Annotated in this window: 22 protein-coding genes; 13 read left to right on the top strand and 9 right to left on the bottom strand. The window is 59.4% G+C overall.

The window, feature by feature from the left end; genetic code table 11:
• Nucleotides 1-105 precede the first annotated feature (105 nt).
• Complete coding sequence (locus VNT00_RS10635) at nucleotides 106-1,239, bottom strand: ABC transporter substrate-binding protein (protein WP_325587247.1); 1,134 nt, start codon at nucleotides 1,237-1,239, stop codon at nucleotides 106-108.
• 152 nt (nucleotides 1,240-1,391) lie between these two features.
• Between VNT00_RS10635 and VNT00_RS10630 the strand changes: the two genes are divergently transcribed.
• Nucleotides 1,392-1,889, top strand: coding sequence for a MarR family winged helix-turn-helix transcriptional regulator (locus tag VNT00_RS10630; RefSeq protein ID WP_325587245.1), 498 nt, complete (start codon nucleotides 1,392-1,394; stop codon nucleotides 1,887-1,889).
• Nucleotides 1,890-2,001: 112 nt separating this feature from the next.
• Here VNT00_RS10630 and VNT00_RS10625 read toward each other — a convergent pair whose 3' ends face one another.
• A complete protein-coding gene (locus VNT00_RS10625) occupies nucleotides 2,002-2,739 on the bottom strand; it encodes a GntR family transcriptional regulator (RefSeq protein WP_325587244.1) in 738 nt (245 codons plus the stop codon).
• Between the two features lie 427 nt (nucleotides 2,740-3,166).
• Between VNT00_RS10625 and VNT00_RS10620 the strand changes: the two genes are divergently transcribed.
• The 6 genes from VNT00_RS10620 (at nucleotide 3,167) to VNT00_RS10595 (ending at nucleotide 10,661) form a co-directional block, all read left to right on the top strand.
• A complete protein-coding gene (locus VNT00_RS10620) occupies nucleotides 3,167-4,510 on the top strand; it encodes an aromatic ring-hydroxylating dioxygenase subunit alpha (protein WP_325587242.1) in 1,344 nt (447 codons plus the stop codon).
• Nucleotides 4,510-5,949: a glutamine synthetase family protein gene (locus tag VNT00_RS10615; protein WP_325587281.1), complete on the top strand. Its 1,440-nt coding sequence runs from the start codon at nucleotides 4,510-4,512 to the stop codon at nucleotides 5,947-5,949. Before VNT00_RS10620 ends, VNT00_RS10615 begins: the two co-directional genes overlap by 1 nt.
• A gap of 57 nt (nucleotides 5,950-6,006) precedes the next feature.
• Nucleotides 6,007-7,191 carry an ABC transporter substrate-binding protein gene (locus VNT00_RS10610; protein ID WP_325587240.1) on the top strand — a complete coding sequence of 395 codons (1,185 nt, stop codon included), beginning with the start codon at nucleotides 6,007-6,009 and terminating at the stop codon, nucleotides 7,189-7,191.
• Between the two features lie 193 nt (nucleotides 7,192-7,384).
• The gene (locus VNT00_RS10605; RefSeq protein WP_325587279.1) at nucleotides 7,385-8,557 is read left to right on the top strand and encodes an ABC transporter substrate-binding protein; all 1,173 of its coding nucleotides are present in this window, start codon (nucleotides 7,385-7,387) and stop codon (nucleotides 8,555-8,557) included.
• Nucleotides 8,554-9,936, top strand: coding sequence for an amidase (locus VNT00_RS10600; RefSeq protein ID WP_325587238.1), 1,383 nt, complete (start codon nucleotides 8,554-8,556; stop codon nucleotides 9,934-9,936). The genes VNT00_RS10605 and VNT00_RS10600 overlap by 4 nt, the downstream gene beginning before the upstream one ends.
• On the top strand, nucleotides 9,933-10,661 hold the full coding sequence (locus VNT00_RS10595; protein ID WP_325587236.1) for a type 1 glutamine amidotransferase: 729 nt from the start codon (nucleotides 9,933-9,935) through the stop codon (nucleotides 10,659-10,661). The genes VNT00_RS10600 and VNT00_RS10595 overlap by 4 nt, the downstream gene beginning before the upstream one ends.
• 124 nt (nucleotides 10,662-10,785) lie before the next feature.
• Here VNT00_RS10595 and fahA read toward each other — a convergent pair whose 3' ends face one another.
• The 5 genes from fahA to VNT00_RS10570 form a co-directional block, all read right to left on the bottom strand.
• A complete protein-coding gene (gene fahA / locus VNT00_RS10590; protein ID WP_325587234.1) occupies nucleotides 10,786-12,063 on the bottom strand; it encodes a fumarylacetoacetase in 1,278 nt (425 codons plus the stop codon).
• Nucleotides 12,064-12,167: 104 nt separating this feature from the next.
• Nucleotides 12,168-12,926: a class I SAM-dependent methyltransferase gene (locus tag VNT00_RS10585; RefSeq protein WP_325587232.1), complete on the bottom strand. Its 759-nt coding sequence runs from the start codon at nucleotides 12,924-12,926 to the stop codon at nucleotides 12,168-12,170.
• A gap of 143 nt (nucleotides 12,927-13,069) precedes the next feature.
• Nucleotides 13,070-13,336 (bottom strand): hypothetical protein, encoded by a 267-nt coding sequence (locus tag VNT00_RS10580; RefSeq protein ID WP_325587230.1) that lies wholly within the window; start codon nucleotides 13,334-13,336, stop codon nucleotides 13,070-13,072.
• Nucleotides 13,337-13,877: 541 nt separating this feature from the next.
• A complete protein-coding gene (locus tag VNT00_RS10575; protein ID WP_325587228.1) occupies nucleotides 13,878-14,753 on the bottom strand; it encodes a fumarylacetoacetate hydrolase family protein in 876 nt (291 codons plus the stop codon).
• Between the two features lie 19 nt (nucleotides 14,754-14,772).
• On the bottom strand, nucleotides 14,773-15,462 hold the full coding sequence (locus VNT00_RS10570) for a GntR family transcriptional regulator (RefSeq protein WP_325587227.1): 690 nt from the start codon (nucleotides 15,460-15,462) through the stop codon (nucleotides 14,773-14,775).
• A gap of 344 nt (nucleotides 15,463-15,806) precedes the next feature.
• Here VNT00_RS10570 and VNT00_RS10565 point away from each other — a divergent pair, with 344 nt between their 5' ends.
• The 6 genes from VNT00_RS10565 (at nucleotide 15,807) to VNT00_RS10540 (ending at nucleotide 22,283) form a co-directional block, all read left to right on the top strand.
• A complete protein-coding gene (locus tag VNT00_RS10565) occupies nucleotides 15,807-16,217 on the top strand; it encodes a RidA family protein (protein WP_325587225.1) in 411 nt (136 codons plus the stop codon).
• A gap of 77 nt (nucleotides 16,218-16,294) precedes the next feature.
• Nucleotides 16,295-17,119, top strand: a complete 825-nt coding sequence (locus VNT00_RS10560) for an alpha/beta fold hydrolase (RefSeq protein WP_325587223.1) — start codon at nucleotides 16,295-16,297, stop codon at nucleotides 17,117-17,119.
• Between the two features lie 18 nt (nucleotides 17,120-17,137).
• Nucleotides 17,138-18,499: a metal-dependent hydrolase family protein gene (locus VNT00_RS10555; protein WP_325587221.1), complete on the top strand. Its 1,362-nt coding sequence runs from the start codon at nucleotides 17,138-17,140 to the stop codon at nucleotides 18,497-18,499.
• A 29-nt stretch (nucleotides 18,500-18,528) separates the two neighbouring features.
• The gene (locus tag VNT00_RS10550; RefSeq protein ID WP_325587219.1) at nucleotides 18,529-19,605 is read left to right on the top strand and encodes a substrate-binding domain-containing protein; all 1,077 of its coding nucleotides are present in this window, start codon (nucleotides 18,529-18,531) and stop codon (nucleotides 19,603-19,605) included.
• Between the two features lie 45 nt (nucleotides 19,606-19,650).
• Nucleotides 19,651-21,210 carry a sugar ABC transporter ATP-binding protein gene (locus VNT00_RS10545; protein ID WP_325587217.1) on the top strand — a complete coding sequence of 520 codons (1,560 nt, stop codon included), beginning with the start codon at nucleotides 19,651-19,653 and terminating at the stop codon, nucleotides 21,208-21,210.
• A gap of 167 nt (nucleotides 21,211-21,377) precedes the next feature.
• The gene (locus tag VNT00_RS10540; protein ID WP_325587215.1) at nucleotides 21,378-22,283 is read left to right on the top strand and encodes an ABC transporter permease; all 906 of its coding nucleotides are present in this window, start codon (nucleotides 21,378-21,380) and stop codon (nucleotides 22,281-22,283) included.
• Here VNT00_RS10540 and VNT00_RS10535 read toward each other — a convergent pair.
• On the bottom strand, nucleotides 22,280-23,215 hold the full coding sequence (locus VNT00_RS10535; protein WP_325587213.1) for a hypothetical protein: 936 nt from the start codon (nucleotides 23,213-23,215) through the stop codon (nucleotides 22,280-22,282). The genes VNT00_RS10540 and VNT00_RS10535 overlap by 4 nt on opposite strands.
• Entirely contained in the window at nucleotides 23,205-23,516 is a 312-nt protein-coding gene (locus tag VNT00_RS10530) for an SHOCT domain-containing protein (protein ID WP_325587211.1), read from the bottom strand. Before VNT00_RS10530 ends, VNT00_RS10535 begins: the two co-directional genes overlap by 11 nt.
• Nucleotides 23,517-23,708: the final 192 nt, after the last annotated feature.

Here is a 23,708-nt window from a genome sequence, read left to right as displayed (position 1 = left end):
CGTGTTGAGGTTGGTATATGGAGTGATATGGTGCGCAGGCTTTGGCCCGATCGGGCCGGCTCGAGCATGTTTGGTGCAAGCGCCGGCCCGGGTAAAAGGCAGGCCTTAATCCACCAGCTTCCAGTCGTTGCCGTTGGGAGTCAGGATGACGCGGGCGTCGGGGCCGAACCCCCAGTGGTCTTTCGGCGTGTAGTGCAGCACGCCCTTGGTGACGGTGATGCCGCCGTAGTTTTCCAGCGCGTCGCGCAGGGCCTGGCGGAATTCCTGGGTGCCCGGCTTGGCCTTCTTCAGCGCAACGGGAATGATGTGTTGCAGCACAATGGAGAAGTCGTAGATGTGGGCGGCGAACTGGGTGCGCGATCCGGGGCCGTATTTGGCCTCGTAGGCCTTCACGAATTTAAGCGCGTTTTGCTTGCCGGGATGGCTGTCCGGAAGTTGTTCGGGGACCTGTTCCGGGCCGGAACTGACCAGGGCGCCCTTGGCGTCCTTGCCGGCCAGGCGCAGGAAATCGGGCGATACCGAGGCGGCCGTATGGTAGATTTTTCCCTTGTAGCCGCGATCCACCAGCGCTTTTTGCGGCATGGCGGCGCCGGCGCCGACGGCCACCACGATGACGGCGTCAGGCTTGGAGGCGATGACGCTTAGCGCCTGGCCGGCTATGCTGGTGTCGGCGCGCGCAAAGCGTTCAATGGTGGTGAGCTTGATGCCGGCCGCGGCGGCTTTTTCCTTGAATGCCTGGAGATAGGATTCACCGTAGGCGTCGGACAGGCCAAGAAAAGCCAGCGTCTTGACGCCGTGCTTTTTCATGTGCTCGATGAGCCCGTCGGTGTAGTAGCGCGCGTTCATGACCACGCGGAATGTCCAGTAGTCCTGGCCGGGAGGCAGCTCGGCGGGTGAAGGCGACAACTGCATGATCTTGGCTTCGCGCGCTACCTGCGCCAGGGCGATGGTGGCCGGTGTGTTGGCCGAACCGACCATGAGGTCGGCGCCTTCCTCGGCGAAGCGCCGGCCGTTCTTGGTGGCGGCGGTTGGCTCGCCGCCGTCGTCCAGCACCTGCACGACCAGCTTCTGCCCGTCGATTTCCGTGGGCCATAGTGCAATGGCGTTGCGCACGGGAATACCGATGGAGGCGCCGGGCCCGGTCAGCGAGGTGGTGACGCCGATATGGATGTCGGCAAAGGCTGTTTGCGCGGCCATGGCCGCAAAAAGGCCGGCGACGAATGCGTACTTGAGTTTCATGGGTTGTCTCCAATAAGCGGTTGTATTGTTTTTTACCGAGGATGGAACGGACTTGTTTATTACGCTGAAACAGGTATATTGTTAACTGGTTAACAATCAATCTATATTATATTTTTTGTTGAATCTGCTTCTATAAGGGCAAACCCTTGAACATGTCATCGCCAACCGGGGAAGAAGGGCTGGCCGGGCCGGACGTCACATCATCCGGCGTGGGCGCCGATCGGCCATTGGGCTTTGCGGATCTGCAGAACGATTCGCTGGGCTATGCCATCAAGCGGGCGCAGCTGCGCACCTACGAGATCCTGTTCAGCATGCTGGGCCCCGACTCGCTATCGCCTGGCCGCATGACGGCCCTGAGCATCGTCGCGACCCAGCCCGGCGTGAACCAGTCGGTGCTGGCGGAAATGCTGGGCATCACGCGGGCGGGCGTGGTCAAGGTCGTCGACACGCTGGAATCGTTGGGCTATGTGGAACGGCAGATCGTTCCCGACAACCGCCGCAGCTATGCGCTGAGGGTCACCGAGAGCGGCCTCGACCAGTTGCGCCATTTAAGCGCCCTGACCCAGCGCTACGAAGAACGCATCGCCGCCCGCATCACCAAGGCCGAGCGCCGGCAATTGATGAATCTGCTGGAGAAGATCGCAACCTGAGCCCGGCGTACGGGTTGACTGAACGGCGTGCTTGATTTCGTGCCGCAGCCTGCCAAACGGTGCGCTTGCGGCGTGCCGGGGCGCCCAACGCCCTTGGGGGACGCCGGTTGCGTTATTTGCGCGCTGGCGTATCCGATATGAGCTGGATGCCGGGCAGTATCTTGGCTGCCAGTTCGGGCTTGTCGAGCGCGTAGTCCAGGTTTTGCCTGGCGATTTCCACATGTTCCTCGCCCAGCGCCTGGGCGCGCGAGCCCTGGCCGTTTTCGATGGCGTTCACGATGGCGTGGTGGGTGCGGTGCGCGTGCTTCATCCATTCCTGGCCCTCGACCATGGAGGACTGCATGGGCAGGGTGGCGCTGGGGGCGCCGAAGGCCTGGCCGTTCAGCATGTCCATGGTCCGCTCCACCGCGCGGTTGCCGCAGCTTGTCACCAGAATGTGATGGAAGCGGTCGTTCATTTCGACGTAGGCGGCGTAGTCGTCCAGATCCATGCTGGGCTTGTTGACGATTTTGTCGCCGTCGTCCAGGCACTCGCGCAGCAGTCGCAGGGTGCGCCGCGAGGCCCCGTTTTCGGCCAGCAGCCTTGCCGCGAACCCCTCGATGACTCCCCGGAAGCGTATGGCGTCGGAAACGTCCTGCATGGTGAAGCCGCGCATTTGATAGCCGCCGCTGGGCGATGGCTCGATCAGGCCTTCGTGCTCGAGGCTGACCAGGGCCTGGCGCACGGGGGTGCGCGAGGCCTTGAGGCGTTCGGCCAGCGGAATCTCGGCCAGGCGTTCGCCCGGAGCGAAGGTTCCGTTGAGGATGAGACCGCGTAATTGGACGAGGACGCGAGATTGCAGTGACGACATGGCAGGTTGGGAGTTGGCGGCTCGGCACTGGCAGTGCATTGCCAAGAGTTTATCGTAAGCCGGGTCGCGGCATTGCCAGGGGTTTTATGTATACAATAAAAATTGAAAAATAAAACAATAAAATCAATATATTAAAGATTTATTTTTGGGTTTAAAAAGAAAAATAATAGTTTTTAATGATTTTTTTGGAAAATTCTGTGCATAAGCCGCCACAAAAATATTTATGAACTGGCTTTGAGCTACATACATCATCATTACCAAAATACTGTTTTCCTTATAATTACATGATTAATATTGAAAAAATATTTAATTTCAGCTTTTCTTGGAAAACTTTTCCGCATAAATTAAGGGTAAACGAGTATGGTTAAAATAAAAACAATATAAATACAATTGTATTCAATAAGCCGTTTTCTTGAGGATCTCCATCATGCTTAGCAAAGAACGAAACGATTTGATCACGCGGGTCGGCCCCGAAGCCCCCGCCGGCAAGCTGCTGCGCCGCTACTGGCAGCCTGTCGCGCTGATCGACGAGCTGGAAGGCAAGAGGCCCGTGCGGGCCGTCAAAATCATGGGGCAAGACTACGTCCTGTTCCGCGATGAAAACGGCAATCTGGGCATGCTCGATCGCGACTGTCCGCATCGCGGAGCCGACCTTTCCATGGCGCGCATCGAGGGCGGCGGCCTGCGCTGCCTGTTCCATGGCTGGCTGTTCGACGTAAAGGGCTCCTGTCTTGAAACCCCGGCCGAGCCCGAGGGCAGCAAGCTTTGCACCCACATCCGCCAGGGCGCCTACCCCGTGGTCGAGCGCAGCGGCATCATCTTCGCCTACCTGGGCGAAGGCGAGCCTCCCGCCTTTCCCGAGTTCGACTGCTTCGTGGCGCCCGGCACGCACACCTTTGCATTCAAGGGCCTGTTCGAGTGCAACTGGCTGCAGGCTCTGGAGGTCGGCATGGATCCCGCACACGCCTCGTTCCTGCATCGCTTCTTCGAAGACGAAGACCCCTCGGGCAGCTATGGCAAGCAGTTCCGCGGCGCGTCGGCCGATTCCGAGCTGCCCATTACCAAGGTTCTGCGCGAGTACGACCGTCCCGATATCTCGGTCGAGACCACCGACTACGGCATGCGCCTGATGGCGCTGCGCAAGCTGCCGCAAGAGCAAACCCATGTGCGCGTCACCAACGTGGTGTTTCCGCAGGCGTTCGTCATTCCCATGAGCGCCGAAATGACCATCACGCAATGGCATGTGCCGGTCGACGACTACAACAACTATTGGTATGCGATTTTCACCAGCTTTACCGGGCCGGTAAACAAGCAGCAAATGCGCGAACAGCGCCTGGAGCTGTACGAATTGCCCGACTACATTTCACGCCGCAACAAAAGCAACAACTACGGCTACAGCGTCGACGAACAGCTCACCCAAACCTATACGGGCCTGGGCAGCGACATCAACGTCCATGACCAATGGGCGTGCGAGTCGCTGGGGCCCATCCAGGACCGCACCCGCGAAAACCTGGGCACCACCGACAAAGGCATTGCCATATTCCGGCGCATGCTGGTTCAGGCCATCGAAGATTCCCAGGCGGGCAAGCCTACGCCCATGCTCTTCAATGCCGAACAGGCCAGCGCCCTGAACGGCCCGCCCGCCATCGACGGCATCAACAAGGCCGGGGTGAGCCCGCAGGCCTACTGGCAGGAAGCCGACCTGCTGCGCCGCAGCCAGTCCGACTGGGCCAGCGCCCGTCTTGCCAAACGCGCGGAAGAAAACGCATGATGAACTCTTTTGTCGACCGCCATGGCTTGTGGTCGGACGAGCAGCAGCGCCAGGCCCGCGACCTCGTGGGCCGCATCGATGCGGGCGAAATCGAAACCCTGCGGTTCATGTTCCCCGATCAGCATGGTATTTTGCGCGGCAAAACCCTGGTGGCCGCCGAGGCGCGCGGCGCCTTATGGAGCGGCGTCAACCTCACTTCCACCTTGCTGCTGAAGGACACCTCGCATAAAACCGTATTCCCTGTTTTCAACAGCGGGGGGTATCAGCTGGACGGCCTGCGCGGCGGTTCGGACTTCACCGTGGTGGCGGATCCGGCCACTTTCAAGGTGCTGCCCTGGGCGCATAAAACCGGCTGGGTGCTATGCGACGCTTATTTAGGCGATGGCCAGCCCTGGCCGTTCGCCTCGCGGCACATCATGCAGCGGGCCATACAAAAACTCGACGCACACGGGCTGGACTTCATCGCCGGGCTGGAGGTCGAGTTTCATGTTTTCAAGCTGGACGACGCGCGCATGGCGCTGGCCGATTCCGGCCAGCCGGGGAGCCCGCCCGAGGTTTCCCTGCTTACCCACGGCTACCAATACCTGACCGAGCTGCGCTACGACCGAGTCGATGCGCTGATGGAACTGCTGCGCACCAATCTCCAGGCCCTGGGCCTGCCCTTGCATTCGCTGGAAATCGAGTTCGGGCCAAGCCAGTTCGAGCTTACCTTCAGCCCAAGCTGCGGCGTGGCGGCGGCCGATCTCATGATCCTGCTGCGCAGCGCCATCAAGCAGGTGTGCCAGCGCAACGGCTATCACGCCACCTTCATGTGCCGTCCGCGCATTCCGAATGTCATGTCCAGCGGCTGGCATCTGCATCAGTCTTTGCGCCGCAAAAGCGACGGCGTCAACATGTTCATGCCCACGGCGGACGGCGACGAGGCTTTGTCGGGACTTGGAATGGCTTACCTGGGCGGGCTCAAAGAGCATGCCTGCGGCGCCGCTTTTTTTGCAAGCCCCACCATCAACGGCTACCGCCGCTATCGTCCGTTCTCGCTGGCGCCCGACCGGGCAAGCTGGGCGCGCGACAATCGCGCCGCCATGCTGCGTGTGCTGGGCGGGCCGGGCATTACGGCCAGCCGCATCGAGAACCGTGTCGGCGAGCCCACGGCCAATCCCTATCTGTATATGGCGTCGCAACTGTTCTCGGGCCTGCACGGCATCGAAAGCCATATCGACCCCGGCCCTTCGGCCGATGCGCCCTACGAGACCCCGGCGGCATCGCTGCCGCGTTCGCTGGCCGAGGCGTTGCAGCACCTGCGCCAGGACGAATACCTGTGCGGGCAAATGGGCCAGCCCTTTATCGACTACCTGTGCTTCATCAAAGAGGCGGAAATCGCGCGCTTCAATCTCGAAGTCACCGAGTGGGAGCATCGCGAATATTTCGACATGTTCTAAGGGTAGAGACGTAAGTTCAGCAACATCCATCAAACGAGTTACTTAACCAGGAAGATCATGATAAAGAAGAAATACGCATTGACGGCCATTGCCTTGGCCTGTGCCGGTATGCTGGGTTCGGCCCATGCCGAAGACGGCAAGCTGCGCATCGGCCTCATCGCCACCTATACCGGACCCTACGCCGATTATGGCCGGCAGTTCGATGCGGGCATCGCCTTGTATTTGAAGGAGCATGGCGGCAAGATCGACGGCAAGGAAGTCGAGATCATCCGCAAGGACACCGCCGGCCCCGCGCCTGACGTCGCCAAGCGCCTGGCGCAGGAGCTGGTGGTGCGCGACAAGGTCAGCTTCATTACCGGCCTGGACTTCAGTCCCAATGCCTATGCGGTGGCGGCGGTTTCCACCCAATCCAAGACGCCCACCATCATCATGAATGCCGCGTCGTCGGGCATCACGAAAAGCTCGCCCTATATCGCGCGCCTGTCGTTTACCGTGCAGCAGGTCAGCGCGCCCATGGCCGCGTGGATGCTGAAGCAGGGCATCAAGAATGTGTATACGGTCGTGGCCGACTATGCGTCGGGCGTCGACGCCGAAAAAGCGTTCTCGAAGGAGTTCACCAAAGGCGGCGGCACCATCGTGCACAGCGTGCGCACGCCCATGAGCACCCCCGATTTCTCGGCCTATGTCCAGCACATCAAGGACACCAAGCCGGAAGCCGTGTTCTTCTTCTTCCCGTCCGGCGTCATGCCCCAGACTTTCCTCAAGGCCTGGAAAGAGCGCGGCCTGGACAAAACCGGCATCAAGCTGTTCGCCACCGGTGAAGCCACCGACGACAGTTTCCTCGAAGCGACCGGCGACGTGGCGCTGGGGCTCATTACCAGCCACCATTATTCGTACGCCCACCCTTCGGCCAAGAACAAGAAGTTCATCCAGGACTTCGCCGACCAGTTCGGCACCAACCTGCGCCCCAACTACTTTTCCGTCACGGCCTACGACGGCATGACCGCCATTGCCGAGGCGCTTGAAAAGACCAAGGGCAATCTGCAGGGCGACAAGATCATGGCCGCATTGAAGGGCATGCAAATCGAAAGCCCGCGCGGCCCGATCGAAATCGACCCCGTGACGCGCGATATCGTTCAAACCGTCTACATCCGCAAGACGGAACGTGTCGACGGCAAGCTCGTCAATGTCGAGTTCGACAAATTCGACAAGGTCAAGGATCCCGCCAAAGAGGGGTCGTAACCTCCAGGCCGCCGGCGCCGGGCTTTGTGCCGGGCGCCGGCGGCTCGATCTACACGGGCAGGGGGCCATCCCTAGCCGTCCATGGCTGGCCGGGAAACGGCATCCGTTCAGTTCCCGATTGCTGCCGTCTTCTCCATTTCCGCAAGCATCGAGCATTTCGACGCGCCTGCTTTTTAAGCCCTATTGGAAAACCATGAAAAACCCGTCGTATTTATTCCGTTTGAAATGCGCGCTGCTGGCAGGGCTGGTCGCCTGCGTTTTGCCCGCATTCGCCCAGGAGACCGTCAAAGTAGGCATGATTGCCGAAATGAGCGGCCCGTTTGCCGAGTTTGGCCGGCAGATGGAAGCGGGGGTCAAGGCCTATCAGGCGCAGTATGGCGATGTGGTTGCCGGCAAACGGGTCGAGGTCGTGTTCCGGGATACCGGAGGTCCCAATCCCGATGTCGCCAAGCGCCTGGCGCAGGAACTGGTGGTGCGCGACAAGGTGCAAGTGCTGGCCGGCTTCGGTTTTACGCCCAATGCCATGGCGGTTGCGCCCGTGGCAACGCAGGCCAAGGTGCCCATGGTCGTCATGAATGCGGCGGGCGCCGGGCTGACAGGCAAATCACCTTATATGGTGCGCACCTCGTTCACGTATTCCGATGTTGTGCCGCCCATAGCCAAATGGGCGGCGAAAAATGGTGCAAAAAAGGCCTATCTTATTGTGGCGGATTACGCGCCGGGGCACGATGCTGAAAAGATTTTCACCAGGGCCTTCGAGGCGGCAGGCGGCGAAGTCTTGGGTGCTGTCCGTACTCCCATCGTAACCACGAATTTCGGGCCGTATCTGCAGCGGGTAAAAGATGCGAAACCCGATGTGCTGTTTGCCTTCGTCAATGGCGGCGATGTCGCGCCAGCCTTTTTCAAAGAGTTCCGCGCCAAGAAACTGGCTGAAGCAGGCATAAAACTGATCGGCACCGGCGATATCGTCGATGAAGCTGTCATGAACGCCATCGGCGAGTACGGCATGGGCGTGGAAACTGTTTATCCTTATTCCATGCATCACGACTCGGCATTGAACAAGCAGTATGTACAAGCCTTTCGCAAGATTCTCGGCAAAGGCGAACGCCCGACCATCATGAGCGTGGCTGCCTACGATGGCATGGCAGCCATCTATGCAGCCCTGAAAAAGACTGGCGGCAAGACGGATGGAGACAGCTTGATGGGAGCCCTGAAAGGGCTGGAAATCGAAAGCCCGCGCGGCCATATCCGCATCGACCCCGTTACGCGAGATATTGTGCAGGATGAATATATACGCCGGTTCGGCAAGGTGGATGGCGAATACGCCAATATCGAATTCAAGACCTATAAGGCGGGTGGTCGATGACCGGCGGCGCCGAGGGTGTCGGCAGCCTGCTTTCCAAGAGCGCAGCGCAGTTGTCGTCGGCGTATCGCGCAAACGAATGTTCGCCGGTTGACGTGATTCATGCTCTACGGGCGGCCATTGAGCAGGACGTTCGGGGCATCAATGCGTTTTGCCATCTGGATTGGCCTGCCGCCTTGTCGGCGGCTCAGGAGTCGGAGCGGCGCTATCGCTCCGGCCAGGTGCTTGGCCGCCTGGACGGCGTGCCGGTTTCCATCAAGGACCTGGTGAACGTGGCGGGCTGGCCGACACGGCGGGGTTCGCTCGCTACGTCTGATTTTCCTCCCGCTGCGGTGGATGCCCCGGCGGTGGCGCAGTTGCGTGCCGCGGGCGCGATTGTGTTCGGCAAGACCACCACGACCGAGTTTGGCTGGACTATCGGTTCCGAGAACCCTTATTCAGGGGTAACCCGCAATCCGCTCGATCCAGAGCGCTCTGCCGGCGGCTCCAGCAGTGGCGCCTCCGCCCAGGTGGCGGCTGGCTGGGGGCCGATTGCCCTGGGCAGCGATGCAGGAGGATCGGTTCGGATTCCCGCCGCGTTTTGCGGGCTGGTGGGCTTCAAGCCTACGTTCGGCGGTATCCCCCTGGCTCCGTCAAGCGCTTTTGCCGAGTACGCGCATCTGGGTGTGCTGACGCGCAGTGTGGACGATTGCTATGCCGCCATGTCGCCTTTTGCACCGGATCCGCTGGATCCGTCGTCGTTGTTCCCGCGGGTGGACGTGTCGGTGGAGCGGCCCCTGCGCATTGGCTGGAGTTCTGTTCTTGGCTCCCGCGTTCAGCCTGACCCGCTTGTGGCTCGGGCTTTCGGCCAGACCATCGGGAAGCTCGCAGAGGCAGGCTACGACTTGGAGGAAGTCTCTCTAGGATTGGAGGATGCTTCGGAATCGATGTGGACGGTCTGGTGCAGCCGGATTTTCGAATCGTTCCAGGCTTGGCCCGAGTCCAGGCGGGTGTTGCTGAGCGACGAGCTGCGAGACGCTTATGAGGCTGGAAGAGCCCTGGATATGGCGGCGCTGGCCGCCAGCCGGACGCGGCTGCGAGAAATGGCAACGACGCTCGCCGGGCTTTTCTGCCGCATCGATATGCTGTTGACACCGGCTGCGCCATCGGTCGCACCTGGCCTCGACAAGGAAAGGGCAGCCTCCGGGAGGCGTGATTTCAACTGGTTCGACGTCAATGGCTATGCCTATCCCTTCAACGTCAGCCAGCAGCCGGCCTTGAGCCTGCCCATGGGGATGGCCGAGCACGGCTTGCCTTGCGGTCTGCAAATCGCGGGCCGCAGCTACCATGACGGCCAGGTATTGAAATTCGGCAGCGTTGCAGAGGGCTTGCTAAAATCATGAACATGAAACCCATCGCCGTATTCCAACATACCGAAGTCGGGGCGCCCGGTTCGGTCATCCCCATTCTTGAAAGCCTGGGCATGCGCTGCGAGCTGATCAAGGTGGTTGATGGCCAGGCCGTGCCCGAGCGCGCCGGCGACTACGCCGGCCTGGTATTCATGGGCGGCTACATGAGCGTGCACGATCCCTTGCCCTGGATCGCCCAGGAATGCGCGCTCATACGGCATGCCGACTTGCTGGATATTCCGGTTGCGGGCCATTGCCTGGGCAGCCAGCTCGTGGCCTTTGCTTTCGGCGCGAACGTCCACAAGAATGTCCGCAGCGAAATCGGCTGGCAGGAGGTCGTGGTCGAAGGCGGCCCCGTGGGACTGGATTGGTGGGGCGAGTCCGAGGGTTCGGTGATTCCCGCCTTTCAATGGCATGGCGACACCTTCGAACTGCCCGTCGGCGCGCAGCGCATCGCCACCGGCGCGCATTGCGCCAACCAGGCCTTCGTGCTGCGTGGCATGCACTTGGCCATGCAATCGCATTTCGAAATGACCCCCGAGCTTGTCGAGCTATCGCTGGAGCGCAACGGCGCCCAGCTCGAGCGCGAATACGAGCGCGGCAATCCGGCGGTGACATCCATGGAAGAAACCCGTCGCAACGTGCCCGAGCGCACGCAGGCCATGGCCCAGATATTGACCCAGCTTTACAGCCGCTGGGTCGTCAATTGCAAGCCCTGAGCGCCGGCTGCAGAAACGCGGACGGTCAGCGGTCGGGGGTTGTTCCGGGCTTGTGGGGCCACAGGCCCCCCGTCAGGACTGGGTCGGTGCAAGCTGGCGGCTTTGCGTTTGGCCACCCCGCAGATCAAGCCGCTGCGATGGCCGGCAACACCTTGCCCGTGCAATTTCCGAAGCCCACCCTGTATCCATCGCCCTGGCACCATCCCTTGAGAATGAGCTCGTCGCCGTCCTCGATGAAGCTGCGGGTTTGCCCGTCGGCAAGCGGCAGCGGCGTCTTGCCGTTCCAGGTCAGTTCCAGCAGGCTGCCCAGCGAGTCACGGGTAGGGCCGCTGATGGTGCCCGAGCCCATCAGGTCGCCCACATTGGTGTTGCAGCCCGAAACCGTATGGTGGGCCAATTGCTGCGCCATGCTCCAGTACATGTACCGGAAATTTGTATGCGAAAGGCGGGTGGCTTCGGCAGATTTTTCGGGTTTCAGGTAGACCTCTAGCTGGATGTCGAAGGCATGCTTGCCTGCATGCCGCAAATAAGAAAGAGGCTCGGGCGACTGCGCGGGCTGCTGGACCCGGAAGGGCTCCAGGGCCGCCATGGTGACGACCCAGGGCGAAATGGTGGTGGCGAAGGTCTTGGCGTTGAACGGGCCCAGGGGCACGTATTCCCAGGCCTGCAGATCGCGCGCCGACCAGTCGTTCAGCAGCACCATGCCGAAAATATGGCTTTCGGCGTTTTCGCAGGCAATGGGCGAACCCAGCTTCGAGGGCTGGCCGATGATGAAGCCGGTTTCCAGTTCGAAATCCAGCTTGCGGCAGGCCGAGAAAATGGGCCTTTCCTGGTCGGGAAGCTTGATCTGGCCATTGGGCCGCAACACCGGGGTGCCGCTGACCACGACGGACGAGGCCCGCCCGTTGTAGCCGATGGGGATTTCCTTCCAGTTGGGCAGCAAGGCGTTGTTGGGATCCCGGAGCATCGCGCCGACGTTGGTGGCGTGTTCTTTCGAAGAGTAAAAATCGGTATAGCCCGGAATATGAACGGGCAGGTGCATGGTGGCATCTGCCTGGCTGCTGAGCGCGCGGGCGCGCAACGCCGCGTCGTCGCGCAGGGTGGCGCAGCCGGAGTCCAGCAACTCGGCAATCCGCGCGCGCGCCGCCGTCCAGGCCTGCTCGCCCAGGCCGATGAAACCGTTCAGGGTAGGCTGGGAGAAAACCGCCGGCTCGGCGCCCGGAATCTTCAACAGGCCGCTGGCCGCCAGCACCGATAAGTCCAGAATCTGGTCGCCGATGGCAACGCCGATGCGTGGAGACGGGTTGGCCGCATTGCTGAATATTCCATACGGAAGATTCTGTATAGGAAAGTCGCAGTGCGCTGCGTTGGCGCTTTCTAACCAGCTTTGTGCTGTGCCCATTTGTCTGTCCTCGTTGATTTATTGTGCTGAGTGTCTATGGTGGTGATTATATTAACGCAGCTGGAGTGCGCCCTCTCCGCTCCCTCTATTAGACGGGGCAGCGATCATAGCCTTCCCACCCGCATATTGATGGGCCAGGCAACGGGGCGGCGGATGTTCCTATCGCCCCACACCGATGAAATGTCGTTGGCGAAGTCGAGAAGCATCTCTTCGCGCCCGGCTTCTTTGGCGCGGCGCACTGCTGACCAGGTGAGGAGATAGCCCAGGAACTCGGGCAGACACCAATTCACCCTGATTTCCATGGGAGGCGCCGCCAGTTCCTCGAATGGGAAGTCAATGCTTGTGTAGCCGGTATCGACGAGTTTTCGCTCCGCAGGCCAGTAGGGGCCGATATCGTCCCGGTAGAACCTCTGGAATCGGTCGTCAAGGGCCGGCTCGAGCTTGAGAACGCCGTAGCTGATCAGCGCCAGAACGCAGCCGGGCGCGGCGATTCGCCTTGCCTCTTGATAGAACCTGGGCAGGTTGAACCAGTGCGCCGCCTGCGCCGCGGTAATGAGGCTGGTGGAACCATCGGCCAGCGGCAATTGTTCGGCCGGCGCGCACTGATACATGATACGTTTGTTGGGGACGATATTCGCAATCTGGTCGGCACTGGGATCCAGCCCGACAACGGTATCGAAATGCGGGACGAGGAGCTGCGTCAGCTGCCCATTGCCGCAACCTACGTCGACGGCCATTCGCCTGTCCGCCGCTATCGAGGCCAGGAAGGCGGCCAGTTGCGGCGGGTACTCGGGACGGAAGCGCGCGTATGCCCGGCCGCCTTGTTCAAACCAGTTTCGAGCCGGGTTGGCGTTATTCGACATCGGTTTGGCCTCCTGCGGGCAATCCGCTTTTGCGACCATCGTTGACGGCATGACATGGCTTGGTAAGTATACGATTCGGCTCTCGCTATGTCGAAACGTCCGACTCGAGGATACGTCGGGCGTTTTGCTTGGCGTCGGGGCGTTTAAATCTTGAACGACTCCAACGTTTCGGGGGCGAATAGCTCTCGTGGGTGCAACTGCCTTTTCGACAAGCCTTGCTCGTAGGAATAGCGCAAGAACGTCGCCAGCGTTTTTTCGTTCTTTTCGAAACCGTAGGGCCAGAAGTCGTCTCCCATCTCGGCGCGTACCTGTTCGACATGCGACGTCAGCCAGGGCAGCATGGATTTCAGGGCGGCGGTGTCGTAGAGATCTTTGTAGGTCTGAAGCTGCGACTCGATTAGCGCCTTCATCAGCGATTGCATTGCGCAAGAAGGGAGACTGCCTGCTTGACAAGGCCGCCCTGGCCGGATCGGATGCAGCGCCGAATGCAGCGGCGGCCGACGCGCTCATCGACGCCATCTTTCCGGCCGGCCGCAGATACGTGCTTTCGCCCGGGCCGCGAGAGATTGGTTCCGCCCTGCCAGGCGCAAGCGGAGGCGTCCGTTGCATGAGTGGGGGAATCTGGCATCGGAGCAGGCGGGCGCATCAACCGATGTTGCCGATGGGGCCGCTGTCGTGCCAAATCAGAGCGCCATGCCGGGGCCGAAGTGCCCAGGATGCCAGCATCTGGATATTGCAATGCGCTCGGCGATTACCTCTTTCCTGAAAGCTTCGGCGAAGGTTTCGGATGCGAAAGCACCGGCGCATTCTCTTTGCGACAAGCATATTGCAGAAGCCCTGATATATGCGGAGGATACGTCGGCTCGGGCCCGGATTGCGGCGTGCCTTGGTCCTTCAAAATTTCGGGAGTAGCTGCTTATCGGGCAGCCGGCGGGACATCTGCATGCGGGCTTAAGCGATTGTGTTGGACAGCTTTCCCAAACCGGTGATCGTGATGTCGACGCGGTCATTGGATTGAAGGAATCTGGGCGGCGAGAATCCAATGCCGACTCCGACCGGAGTTCCCGTGGCGATGATGTCGCCGGGCATGAGCCGCATGCCTCGAGAGATTGTTTCAATGAGCGTCGGGATATCGAATATAAGATCTCGCGTATTGGCGTTTTGCCGGAGTTCGTCGTTTACCCGGCACTGCACTTCCAGGTTCTTTTCGTCGACGTCGTCGGCTGTGGCTATCCACGGCCCCATTGGGCACGATGTTTCGAATGACTTGCCCAGGAACCATTGCTTGTGCTCCGCCTGAATCTGGCGTTCGGTCAGGTCGTTGATGATGATGTACCCGAACACGTGCTTCATGGCTTCCGCCTTGGAAATGCCCAGGCCGGCTTTGCCGATGATGACGCCCAGTTCGGCCTCATAGTCGAGCTGGCTGCTTGTTTTGTCGGGAAACCCGATGCGCGTGCCCGTAGCGACGACGGCTTCGGGCATTTTGGTGAAAATGATTGGCGCCTTGGGTACGGCGTCTGCCGCAGAGCTGGCGCTGCTGTCGTACCCGCTGCGGGCAAATTCCTGGGCATGATCGAAATAATTCTTTCCGACGCAGAGAATATTGCGGCGGGGCCTTGGGATGGGCGCAAGCAGGGTGGCGGATGCGAAAGGGATGGCGGGTCCGTCGGCAATTTTTGCGCGCAGGTCTTCGAAACCCTCGATGAGCCAGGACATGTCGCTGATGGCTTCTTTGCCGGCCAGCAAAGGGATATATGCCTTTTGGTTTTCGTCGACTTTGGCGACGACCGGTTGGTTGTTCACTGACAATGTGGCGAACTTCACTGGCGCTCCTTTGGGTGGATTAGGTTTTTTCGATTGCGGGAAGTCTTGAAAGAAGACGTATGCGGGTGTGATCCGAATGGCTGCGTGTCAGTCGGATGAATTCTTCTGCGTCGCCGACTACAAAAGCCTGGGCGAGCTGCGCGTGCTCTTCCTGAGCTTCGATGAGATCTCCCGTGAGGCGCGTCTCGGTGCGGATGTACGACTCTATCAATGTTCTTGAGTGGTCAAGCGCGCGCAGGTGATGCGGGGAATCGGCGGCGGAAAGCATTGCCGTATGGAAACGCATGTTCAGGTCGAACCACCGCGTCAGGCTTTTGTCGTCGGTGCATGAGGCCAATGAGGCCATTTCCGCTGCAATGCTGTAGACGGCGGAAATATCGGCATCTGTGCGTTTTTGAATGGCCCGGCGTGCAAGTTCTGTTTCAAGCAGGCAGCGCAGGTCGAAGACTTCGTTGATTTGAGCGGGATCCAGGCTGGCAACGGCATAGCCGCGCCGAGGATGCAGGACCACGATGCCGTCAGCTTCCAGCCTGGGCAGCGCTTCTCGAAGGGGGCTGCGGCTGACCCCAAGCTTGCTTGCGACTTCGTCTTGGCGAAGCATTTGCCCTGGCCCGAACACGCCGTTGAGAATGGCTTCCCGGACTTTGTTGTAGACCATGGTTGGCAGGGTCTGGCTAGGTATGGATTCTGCGAGCTGATCGATTGACATGGTCCAGGGGCTGTCCTTAATTGGCGTTTGAATAATTGTATAAAATTATTTTTTATATGGCAATTTCAATTTTTAATCGATCTGGATATGCGATCCTGTTTTTATCGTGAATTTCATTTAATTAAATTTAATTTATTGAATTTAAACAAATTATATTGGATAGGGTTTTTACTTATTGTGTGCGATGTCTCAGCATGTAGACTTCGTTTTTGTAAATCATATTTTTTATACAATTTTGATTTCGCCGATGGGCAAGACAACGAAACCGCAAGCGGCCTTGGCTTGGGTTTTACCTCTATTCGCAGGCTGGTTTCAGCCATTCCTTAGTTCAGCCAGGAGTATTTATGCCAAGTCAAGTCAAGTACATCAATCCGGAAGGCGGTTGTCCCGCGCAGGGGTTGTATTCTCATATCGGTACTCCCGACGGGAAACTGCTGTTCGTTGCCGGCCAGTTGTCGGTTGGCGACGACGGAAGCGTAGTGGGCAAAAACGATTTCAAAGCCCAGTTCAAGCAAATCTTCGACAATCTTGGCAAGGTGCTGAAGGGTGTCAATGGCGATTTCAACAACGTCGTCAAGTTCACCACCTATATGGTTCGCTCGCAGGATCTGGAGCAGTTCATGGCGCTTCGCGCCGAATTGTTCCCGAAACTGTTCAAAGGCCCTGACTTCCCGCCCAATACGCTCCTGGTCATCGACCGATTGGTCAAAGAGGATTTCCTCATGGAAGTCGAAGCGGTCGTTCATATCGGGTGACGCTTTGTTGCTGCCATCGCCAGGGTGGATCGCCCGGCCGGCAGCGACGGAACGTCTGCAAAACAGCAAGGAGAGTCATGTTCAAGACCGAACAATTCGAATTTGAGGGCTCCAAGGTTGCGTGCCTTCACGGCGGTAGCGGCAGCCCGCTGCTGCTGCTTCATGGTTCCGGGCCCGGGGCTTCCAGCCTGGGCAACTGGAAGTCCGTCCTTGAGCCCTTGGCGGCACATCATGAAATCCATGCGATGGATCTCATAGGTTTCGGGCAAAGCGGAAGGAAGCCGGCTCCGCCTTATTTCGACTATGGCTTGTGGGTCCGCCAGGCCGCCGCGATGCTGGAGCGCATCCCTGGCCGAAAAGTCGGTGTCATCGGCCATTCGCTTTCGGCATCCATCGCGCTGACCCTGGCCTCTCAGAGCAAAAAGGCAGTTGCCGTCATGACCACCGGGGCGATGGGCGCTCCGTTCGCGCTCAAGGAAGGTACTCGCCGAACGTGGACATGCCCCCGTAATCGCGAAGAGCTGGTTGCGGCCATCAGCGGTCTCATCTACGACGCGTCGGGTATCGACGAAGACTATCTTCAAGGGCGCGAAAAGGTCATCTATGCGGAAGGCTATGCCGATTATTTCGACACCATGTTCGGTGGCGACCAGCAGCAATACATCGATGCCGCCCTGCTGTCGGAAGAAACACTGAAGCGGGTGTCCCAGCCCGTACTGATGCTGCATGGGCGCAACGACGACGCATTTCCCGCCTCGTGCACGATTGAAATTGCGAAGCGCCTGGCCAATGCGGACGTCATGCTGTTGGACAAATGCTCGCACTCTGTGGCCGTTGAGCGGACAAGCACCTTTCTCGCCCTGGCGGAAGATTTCTTTGCGCGGCATCTCGAGAACGATTAACCAACCGGGAATACTGTAATGGCGAACAAAGGCTATATCCTGAAGGGAAAAGTGCTGGATGGTACGCTGAATCAGCCCATCGAGGATGGCTTGGTTGTTACCGAAGGCCCGCATATTTCCTGGGTGGGAAGCGCAGCTGACCTGCCTGCCCAGTTCAAGGCGGAAGAATACGAAGTCATCGACTTGCCCGGGCGCTCGATCATGCCCGGGCTGGTCGATGCGCATACCCATATTTCCTTCGGCGAGTCGCGTTCCGAAGAAGAAAACGCCTTGTATACGCCCGTCGAGTTCCGCGCAATCAAGGCAATCTATAACGCCAATAAGGTGCTGCAGGCCGGCGTTACCAGCGCCTTCGATGCGGCCACCACGTATGCGGTCGCCCAGGCGGTTCGGGATGCGATTGACAGTGGTATGTACCCAGGTCCGCGCTATACCGTTTCCGGCAAGCAGATCACCAATCATCAGGGGCTTGAAGACGCCTTCCCAAGCGAAATGCAATTCCCTCCAGGGCAGGCGGCGGTGCTCGTGAAAACGAAAGAAGACCTGGTGGAGGCTGTGCGGCTGCAAGTCAAGGACGGCGTCGATGCCATCAAGGTGTCCGGATCCAACGACAATCTCATCACGCCAGACATGGCGGATGTCTCCGCCTTTACGCTCGAAGAGCTCAAGATCATCGCCGACGAAACGCATCGGCTCGGCAAGATTTGCAGCATACACGCCCGCTCTCGTGTTTCGTCCCGGGATGCCGCCCTGGCGGGTTTCGACAACATCTATCATGCCTCGTATATCGATGACGAGGGAATAGAGGCGTGCCTGAAATCCGGCAGCGTAATCACGCCAACGCTGACACTGCTGGTCAATTTGATCGAGGCGAACCAGGCTAATGCGGGGGCTTCCGGCAGTTCGGCCTTTCAGCGCGAAGTGACCGCGGCCCAGGAAAATCTCCGCAAAGCGCACGAAGCCGGGGTGCCGATCATTGCGGGAAGCGAGAGCGGCTGGTCTCCGGTGCCTTATGGGCAGTGGCACGCCCGTGAGATGGAGATATTCGTCAAGCTGCTTGGCATGACGCCGCTACAGGCGATTCATTCCAATACGCTTGCCGCGACACGACTTCTTGCCCCTCGTTATCGAGACAAGGTCGGCAAGCTTGAACCTGGGCGTTATGCGGATATTCTCGTCGTGCCAGGCGATCCATCAAAAGACATCACGCTTCTTCAGCGGCCAAGCCGGTTCGATTACATCCTGCAAGGAGGCAGACCCATCAATCGAACGCCACCAGAGCCGCGCCGCCGTATGTGGTACGAAAGAACAAAAACATTCTTGTCTGGGCTTTATGTCTATGACGAGGAAAAAAGCCAGGGGCATTTCCTGCCCGAATAGAAGAAATCACCCCCCCTATTGGAGGACGTATGAGACAAACTGGATTCTATCGCAAGTGTTTGCCGGTAGTGCTTGGCGCGCTGTTGGCATGGTCGGGGCATATATTGCTGCCCTCTGGAACCGCATCCGCCGCGGAAGCCGACCGCTTGAAGGGCCTGGTTCAGCCATTGAAGGCTGAAAAGCCCTTTACCATGGGTGTTACCCTAGTCCATCTGCAGGACGATTTCTGGAAAGGCATCGCGTACGGCATCCAGGACGAAGCCAAGCGAAGCAACGTGAAGGTCATGCAGATTTCGGTTGCGGGCGCATATGGAAATGTGCGCGAGCAGTTTGCGCAGCTTGAAAGCCTCAAGTCGCGTGGGGCGGACTATGCCGTGGTCGGCGCCGCGAGCTTCGATGGCTACGATACAGTGTTCAAGCAGTTGCAAAGCCATGGGACGAAGGTGCTGGCCGCCGGCATTCCCGTCAACAGCCCCAATGTAACCTTTGGCGTCGGGCAGGACGAGGCGGCAATAGGCACCACGCTGGCAAAAGCCATATGCGCCGTCAAGCCCAAGTCGACCACGCTGTCCATTCCAGGGCCTGCCGGCGCCGAGTGGGCCAGGCTGCGTTTTGAGGCGTTCAAGAAAGAGGCGGCGAAGTGTCCGGGGATGGTGGTCACGCCGGGTGCTTTTGGCGGCTCGCTCGATCTGGCTTACGGGATGTCGCAAGCCTCCGACCTGTTGCTGAAGAACCCCGGCGCGGATTTCATCTACACGCCGGTCATCTCCCTCGGCATGGGCGCCGCCCAGGCGGTTCGGCAGCAGCGCAAGAACGTCAAGGTCGTTTCAAGCGCGATCATCAGGGAAGCGCTGCCGATGATCAAGGACGGCCGCTTGCTTGCCGTGACTTCCGAACCGGGCATCTTGATGGGCCGGCTGCTGGTTCAGTATGCAATCCGGGATCATGAAGGCAAGGAGATGCCAAATATGATCAAAGACAAGGCATTGCCTTATCCCTACCTGCTGACGCCTCCTCTGGCCATCACGCCGAAGAACATTGGCAGCTACTCTTTTGACGAATACGATATTCCTCCAAAGGACTGGAACATCACATCGTCTCAGTAGCCGTTGCAACCCGCTGCTTATCCACCATATCAACAGGGTGCCATCATGCAGTTGAATGCTCAGAATGCGAATGCCTTCCATGAACCTCGTTTGCATGCGGCGCCACTATTGGCGCTTCGCGAAGTCTCGAAACGTTTCGGTGCGACCGTTGCATTGAACCAGGTCTCCATGGAGTTCCGCACAGGAGAAATCCACTGCATTCTCGGTGAGAACGGGGCGGGAAAATCCACGGTGGGGAAAATAATAGCCGGGGTTCACGAGCCCAGCGAAGGCACGCTTTTGTTGAGCGGCTCGGCGGTATCGTTCACGGGCATTCAGGACTCGCGGGCCCAAGGCCTTGCCATGGTTTTTCAAGAGCTGTCCCTTGCCCCGGACTTGTCGGTACGGGCGAATTTGCGGCTTGGATCCAAGAAGGCTGGCGGCACCTTCAGCCTGCTTCGGCATCACGAGGAGGCCACCGAGGCGCGCGCCATCCTCGAAAACCTGGGGTGCCAGGTCGATGTGGAAGAGCCGGTCAAGAACCTGCCTGTAGCCTCGCAGCAGCTCATCGAGATTGCCAAGGCACTGCTGCAGTGCCCGAACCTTGTCGTCCTGGACGAGCCGACCGCCATGCTGGGGGCCGGCGAGAAAGACCGGCTCTTTGGGGTCTTGCGCAAGCTGCGTGACGAGGGGAAAGCGTTGGTGCTTATCACGCATCACATCGACGATGTCATAGCCCTTGCCGATAGAGTAAGCGTCATGCGCAATGGAAGCCTGGTGGATTCGTTCCGTATGAATGAAAGCATAGACGAAGACAGCATTCTTGAGCGGCTCACCGGGGGCAAGCTTGCCGGTGCTGTGCGTGACGATCAAAAAATGTTTGATTGCCAAGAAACGCTACGCATCGAAAACCTGCGACTCAGGGATGGGTCGCCGGTGTCGGTGTGTGTGCGTCCCGGCGAGATCGTAGGGTTGTATGGCGTAGTGGGTTGTGGTGCGGAAGATATCATTGGGGCATTGTCGGGCGCGCGGCCAAACAGGAAGCTCAGGTTTTTTCTGGATGGCCAGCCTTTTTCGCCCAGCAATCCGGCGCGCGCCGCGGCGCAGGGAGTCTCCTATTTGCCGTCAGGCCGGGCGAGCAACGGCATTTTTGCATCGCTATCCATCCGCGAGAATCTTTGTCTATCGATGCTGGAACGGCTGGGCAGATTCGGATTCGTTTCCGGCAAGGCGGAAAGAGATGTTGCGTTTCAGTCTCTGCAGGAATTTGGTGTGAAGTACTCCGATATGGAAGCGCCCATCACGTCGTTAAGCGGAGGAAATCAACAAAAGGTATTGATGGCCAGAGCCATGGCGCGTGCCCAGAAAGTCCTTGTGCTTGAGGAGCCGACCGCGGGTATCGACGTTGGCGCCAAACTCAGCTTGCACGAAAGGGTACGAGAACTGGCCCGGCATGGTGTTGCGGTGCTTCTGTTATCGAGCGACATGCTGGAAACGATTCAGCTTTGCGATACCGTTCATACGGTTTACGGGGGCCAGCTTGTGCGTCGTTATGACAAACCCACGCTTGCCGACCAATGTGAAATAGTGTCCGACATACTTGGCCAAAAGACGCTGCATCACTAACCGGCCCAGCCGTAGGAAGGGCGAATTCGATTCAAAACTATGTGCGCAGCTTTGCCGATGCGTTATTTTCCTGACGAGAGACAACCAGTATGCAAGGTTTAAGAATGGAATTGCAAAAAGAGAGCGGGGTGGACATTGCAAGGCTGAAGCGTTTGGGCTCAAGCGCAATGCTTCCCTTTTTTATCGTTGCGATGGCCGTCGCGGCCACGGTCGCCGAACCCAAGTTCGCCACCGTCGACAACCTGTTGAATCTTGCGACGCAAATGATGCCGCTGTTGATTCTGGCAGTCGGCCAGACATTCGCGATAATCAGCGGGGGGCTGGATCTATCCCTGGCGGCGGTCATGTCGCTGGCGGGTGTCATCGGCGTGCTGACAATGGCCGACTACGGCCCTTTCGCCGGCGTTGCCATGATGCTCGTCACGGGAATCGTTATGGGTTCTCTTTCCGGGGGCATTATTGCGTATTTCGGCGTAAGTCCGTTGGTGGTGACGCTGGGAATTTTGTCCGTGGCGCAGGCAGGCGCGCTTATATTGTCCAGCGGCGTGCCCATATACAACATCGACCAATCCTACGCCAGTGCGATAGGCTTCGGTACGCTGCTGGGCATTCCTTCCATGGTCTGGATAGGCGTGGCTTGCGCGATCGTCGGCGGCCTGGTCATGCGGCACACGGTTTTCGGCCGCCATGTGTATGCGGTGGGGTCCAGCGTATCGGCAGCCACCAAGTCGGGCGTGAACGTGAAGCTCACCACGGTGCTGGTCTATGCGGCCAGCGGCTTGTGCGCCGCCCTGGGCGGCGTCGTGCTCACCGCCTGGGTGGGGTCGGCGCAGCCCGTCGCGGCGCCTAATCTGACACTGGAATCGCTGGCCGCCGTCGTGCTGGGCGGCGTCGCCTTGACGGGCGGGTCGGGGGGAATCATTCAGGCCGTCTACGGCGTGATCATCCTTAGCATGCTGTCCAATATCATGAATATGATAGGCGTGTCCGCGTATTACCAAACATTGGTTATCGGCGTCGTCATCATTATTGCCGTGGTCCTGGATCGCCTGCGCACTGTTGCCGCGCGTTAGTCCTCGAAGCGGACGGCCTTGAGGCGGTCTTGCGCGAACTGGAATAGGGGGGTGATGGTATTGTTGGCGTCGCCGCACAGGGGAATGGTCAGTTGCGGGGCGGTCTCGACTGAACCGCCGTCGGTTTCGTCCGGATCGTAGGGTGTGCCGTAGCGGCGCAGTGCCGTTACGGTTTCGGTTCGGGATGCGCCGATCTTGAAACCTGCGGGCAGATAACGGGTCGGGTCGGCTGCTTTGAGCAGGAAGTCCATGTCGCCGAACAGGGGAACGTCTTTCAATGGCAGGCAGGTGCTCAGGCCCTGCAGCATCCCCGATGGAAAGCTGTACAGGACGGCGCGATCGGCTGCCGCGGGGGTATCCGGTTGGTTCTGCGGGGTCAGCGCGTCGGGTAGATCGCCGCGGTAGCGCAGCACCAGGCCGCCGTCGTTGAGATACAGTCCTTGTTTTTTGGGGTTGTCGCTGTTCGGAACCGATCCCTCGCTGGTGCCCAGGTCGGTCAGGGTTGGTTCGTCCTGGTTGAAGTCGGCTAGCAGGTAACCGATCACGCCGTAATGGGGCGGTTGCAGATAGCGCCGCAGCACGACGAAGCCGTTGCGCTCGCCCGCCACCGACGGGCAGCCCAGGTTGCGGTCGACGATGCCGTTCTTCAGCAGGTCGGTTTCCTGCGGGTATTCCGGGCCTTGGGGTTGCCGGTACAGTATCTGGCCGTTCAGTCTCAGCACCTGGCGGTAGTCGGTTTTCGCGCTGGATTCGCATTCGAACACGCCTTTGGGGGTATCCAGGCGCATGGATTCGGCCAGGGCGGAACCCGGCAGGGCGGCAAGCCAGCCGGCTGCCAGCAGGCCCGCCAGGGCGGGGACCAGGGGCCGCAGCCGTTTGCGCGGTGACGGCCCGGCTTCGCAGGCCGCGTTCGAAAGACAATCACAGTTCATTCAGGATCTCCTGTTTGCGGGATTCATAATCCTGGGCGCTGATCAGGCCCTGATCGCGTAGCGTTTTCAATTGTCGCAGGCGGGCGCCCGCGCCGTAGATCAAGGTGGAGACGCCGATGGCCCTGAGGGTCACTTCTTCGGCGCGGCCTTGGCGCTCGCAACGGATCGTATGACTGGTGCCGTGTTGTCCAGGCTTGTAGGAATAGCTGCGGGACGTAATATCCATGTCGCCGTCGCACAGTACGGGGGCCGCCACGGTCAGCAGGGGCGGATGAAGCGCCCCGCCGGCCGAGGCGATCATCAGGCCGGTGAACAGGCTGACGGGGATCCGGAACCATTGGTGGCCGAGGAGGGCTCTTCCTCATTAAAGGGGGACAGCGACATTCATTAAACTTGTTTTTGCGAAGAACGAGCTTAATGGAAGGAATGCCGATGTCCCCCGTCGATTTTATCTTAGGAATCCGAGATGTATTGATTGAACGCGTCGAGCGTG

Origin of the sequence: Eoetvoesiella sp. (assembly GCF_035555955.1) — a bacterium.
Lineage (GTDB): Bacteria > Pseudomonadota > Gammaproteobacteria > Burkholderiales > Burkholderiaceae_B > Eoetvoesia.
The sequence above is the reverse complement of the archived record's forward strand: the minus strand, read 5'-3'. Positions and strand labels throughout refer to the sequence as shown.

What these genes read in the sequence shown, in the direction of transcription:
- VNT00_RS10635 (WP_325587247.1), bottom strand. Translation starts at nt 1,239, where the DNA reads ATGAAACTCAAGTACGCATTCGTCGCCGGCCTTTTTGCGGCCATGGCC.
- VNT00_RS10630 (WP_325587245.1), top strand. Translation starts at nt 1,392, where the DNA reads ATGTCATCGCCAACCGGGGAAGAAGGGCTGGCCGGGCCGGACGTCACA.
- VNT00_RS10625 (WP_325587244.1), bottom strand. Translation starts at nt 2,739, where the DNA reads ATGTCGTCACTGCAATCTCGCGTCCTCGTCCAATTACGCGGTCTCATC.
- VNT00_RS10620 (WP_325587242.1), top strand. Translation starts at nt 3,167, where the DNA reads ATGCTTAGCAAAGAACGAAACGATTTGATCACGCGGGTCGGCCCCGAA.
- VNT00_RS10615 (WP_325587281.1), top strand. Translation starts at nt 4,510, where the DNA reads ATGAACTCTTTTGTCGACCGCCATGGCTTGTGGTCGGACGAGCAGCAG.
- VNT00_RS10610 (WP_325587240.1), top strand. Translation starts at nt 6,007, where the DNA reads ATGATAAAGAAGAAATACGCATTGACGGCCATTGCCTTGGCCTGTGCC.
- VNT00_RS10605 (WP_325587279.1), top strand. Translation starts at nt 7,385, where the DNA reads ATGAAAAACCCGTCGTATTTATTCCGTTTGAAATGCGCGCTGCTGGCA.
- VNT00_RS10600 (WP_325587238.1), top strand. Translation starts at nt 8,554, where the DNA reads ATGACCGGCGGCGCCGAGGGTGTCGGCAGCCTGCTTTCCAAGAGCGCA.
- VNT00_RS10595 (WP_325587236.1), top strand. Translation starts at nt 9,933, where the DNA reads ATGAACATGAAACCCATCGCCGTATTCCAACATACCGAAGTCGGGGCG.
- fahA (WP_325587234.1), bottom strand. Translation starts at nt 12,063, where the DNA reads ATGGGCACAGCACAAAGCTGGTTAGAAAGCGCCAACGCAGCGCACTGC.
- VNT00_RS10585 (WP_325587232.1), bottom strand. Translation starts at nt 12,926, where the DNA reads ATGTCGAATAACGCCAACCCGGCTCGAAACTGGTTTGAACAAGGCGGC.
- VNT00_RS10580 (WP_325587230.1), bottom strand. Translation starts at nt 13,336, where the DNA reads ATGAAGGCGCTAATCGAGTCGCAGCTTCAGACCTACAAAGATCTCTAC.
- VNT00_RS10570 (WP_325587227.1), bottom strand. Translation starts at nt 15,462, where the DNA reads ATGTCAATCGATCAGCTCGCAGAATCCATACCTAGCCAGACCCTGCCA.
- VNT00_RS10565 (WP_325587225.1), top strand. Translation starts at nt 15,807, where the DNA reads ATGCCAAGTCAAGTCAAGTACATCAATCCGGAAGGCGGTTGTCCCGCG.
- VNT00_RS10560 (WP_325587223.1), top strand. Translation starts at nt 16,295, where the DNA reads ATGTTCAAGACCGAACAATTCGAATTTGAGGGCTCCAAGGTTGCGTGC.
- VNT00_RS10555 (WP_325587221.1), top strand. Translation starts at nt 17,138, where the DNA reads ATGGCGAACAAAGGCTATATCCTGAAGGGAAAAGTGCTGGATGGTACG.
- VNT00_RS10550 (WP_325587219.1), top strand. Translation starts at nt 18,529, where the DNA reads ATGAGACAAACTGGATTCTATCGCAAGTGTTTGCCGGTAGTGCTTGGC.
- VNT00_RS10545 (WP_325587217.1), top strand. Translation starts at nt 19,651, where the DNA reads ATGCAGTTGAATGCTCAGAATGCGAATGCCTTCCATGAACCTCGTTTG.
- VNT00_RS10540 (WP_325587215.1), top strand. Translation starts at nt 21,378, where the DNA reads ATGCTTCCCTTTTTTATCGTTGCGATGGCCGTCGCGGCCACGGTCGCC.
- VNT00_RS10535 (WP_325587213.1), bottom strand. Translation starts at nt 23,215, where the DNA reads ATGAACTGTGATTGTCTTTCGAACGCGGCCTGCGAAGCCGGGCCGTCA.
- VNT00_RS10530 (WP_325587211.1), bottom strand. Translation starts at nt 23,516, where the DNA reads ATGATCGCCTCGGCCGGCGGGGCGCTTCATCCGCCCCTGCTGACCGTG.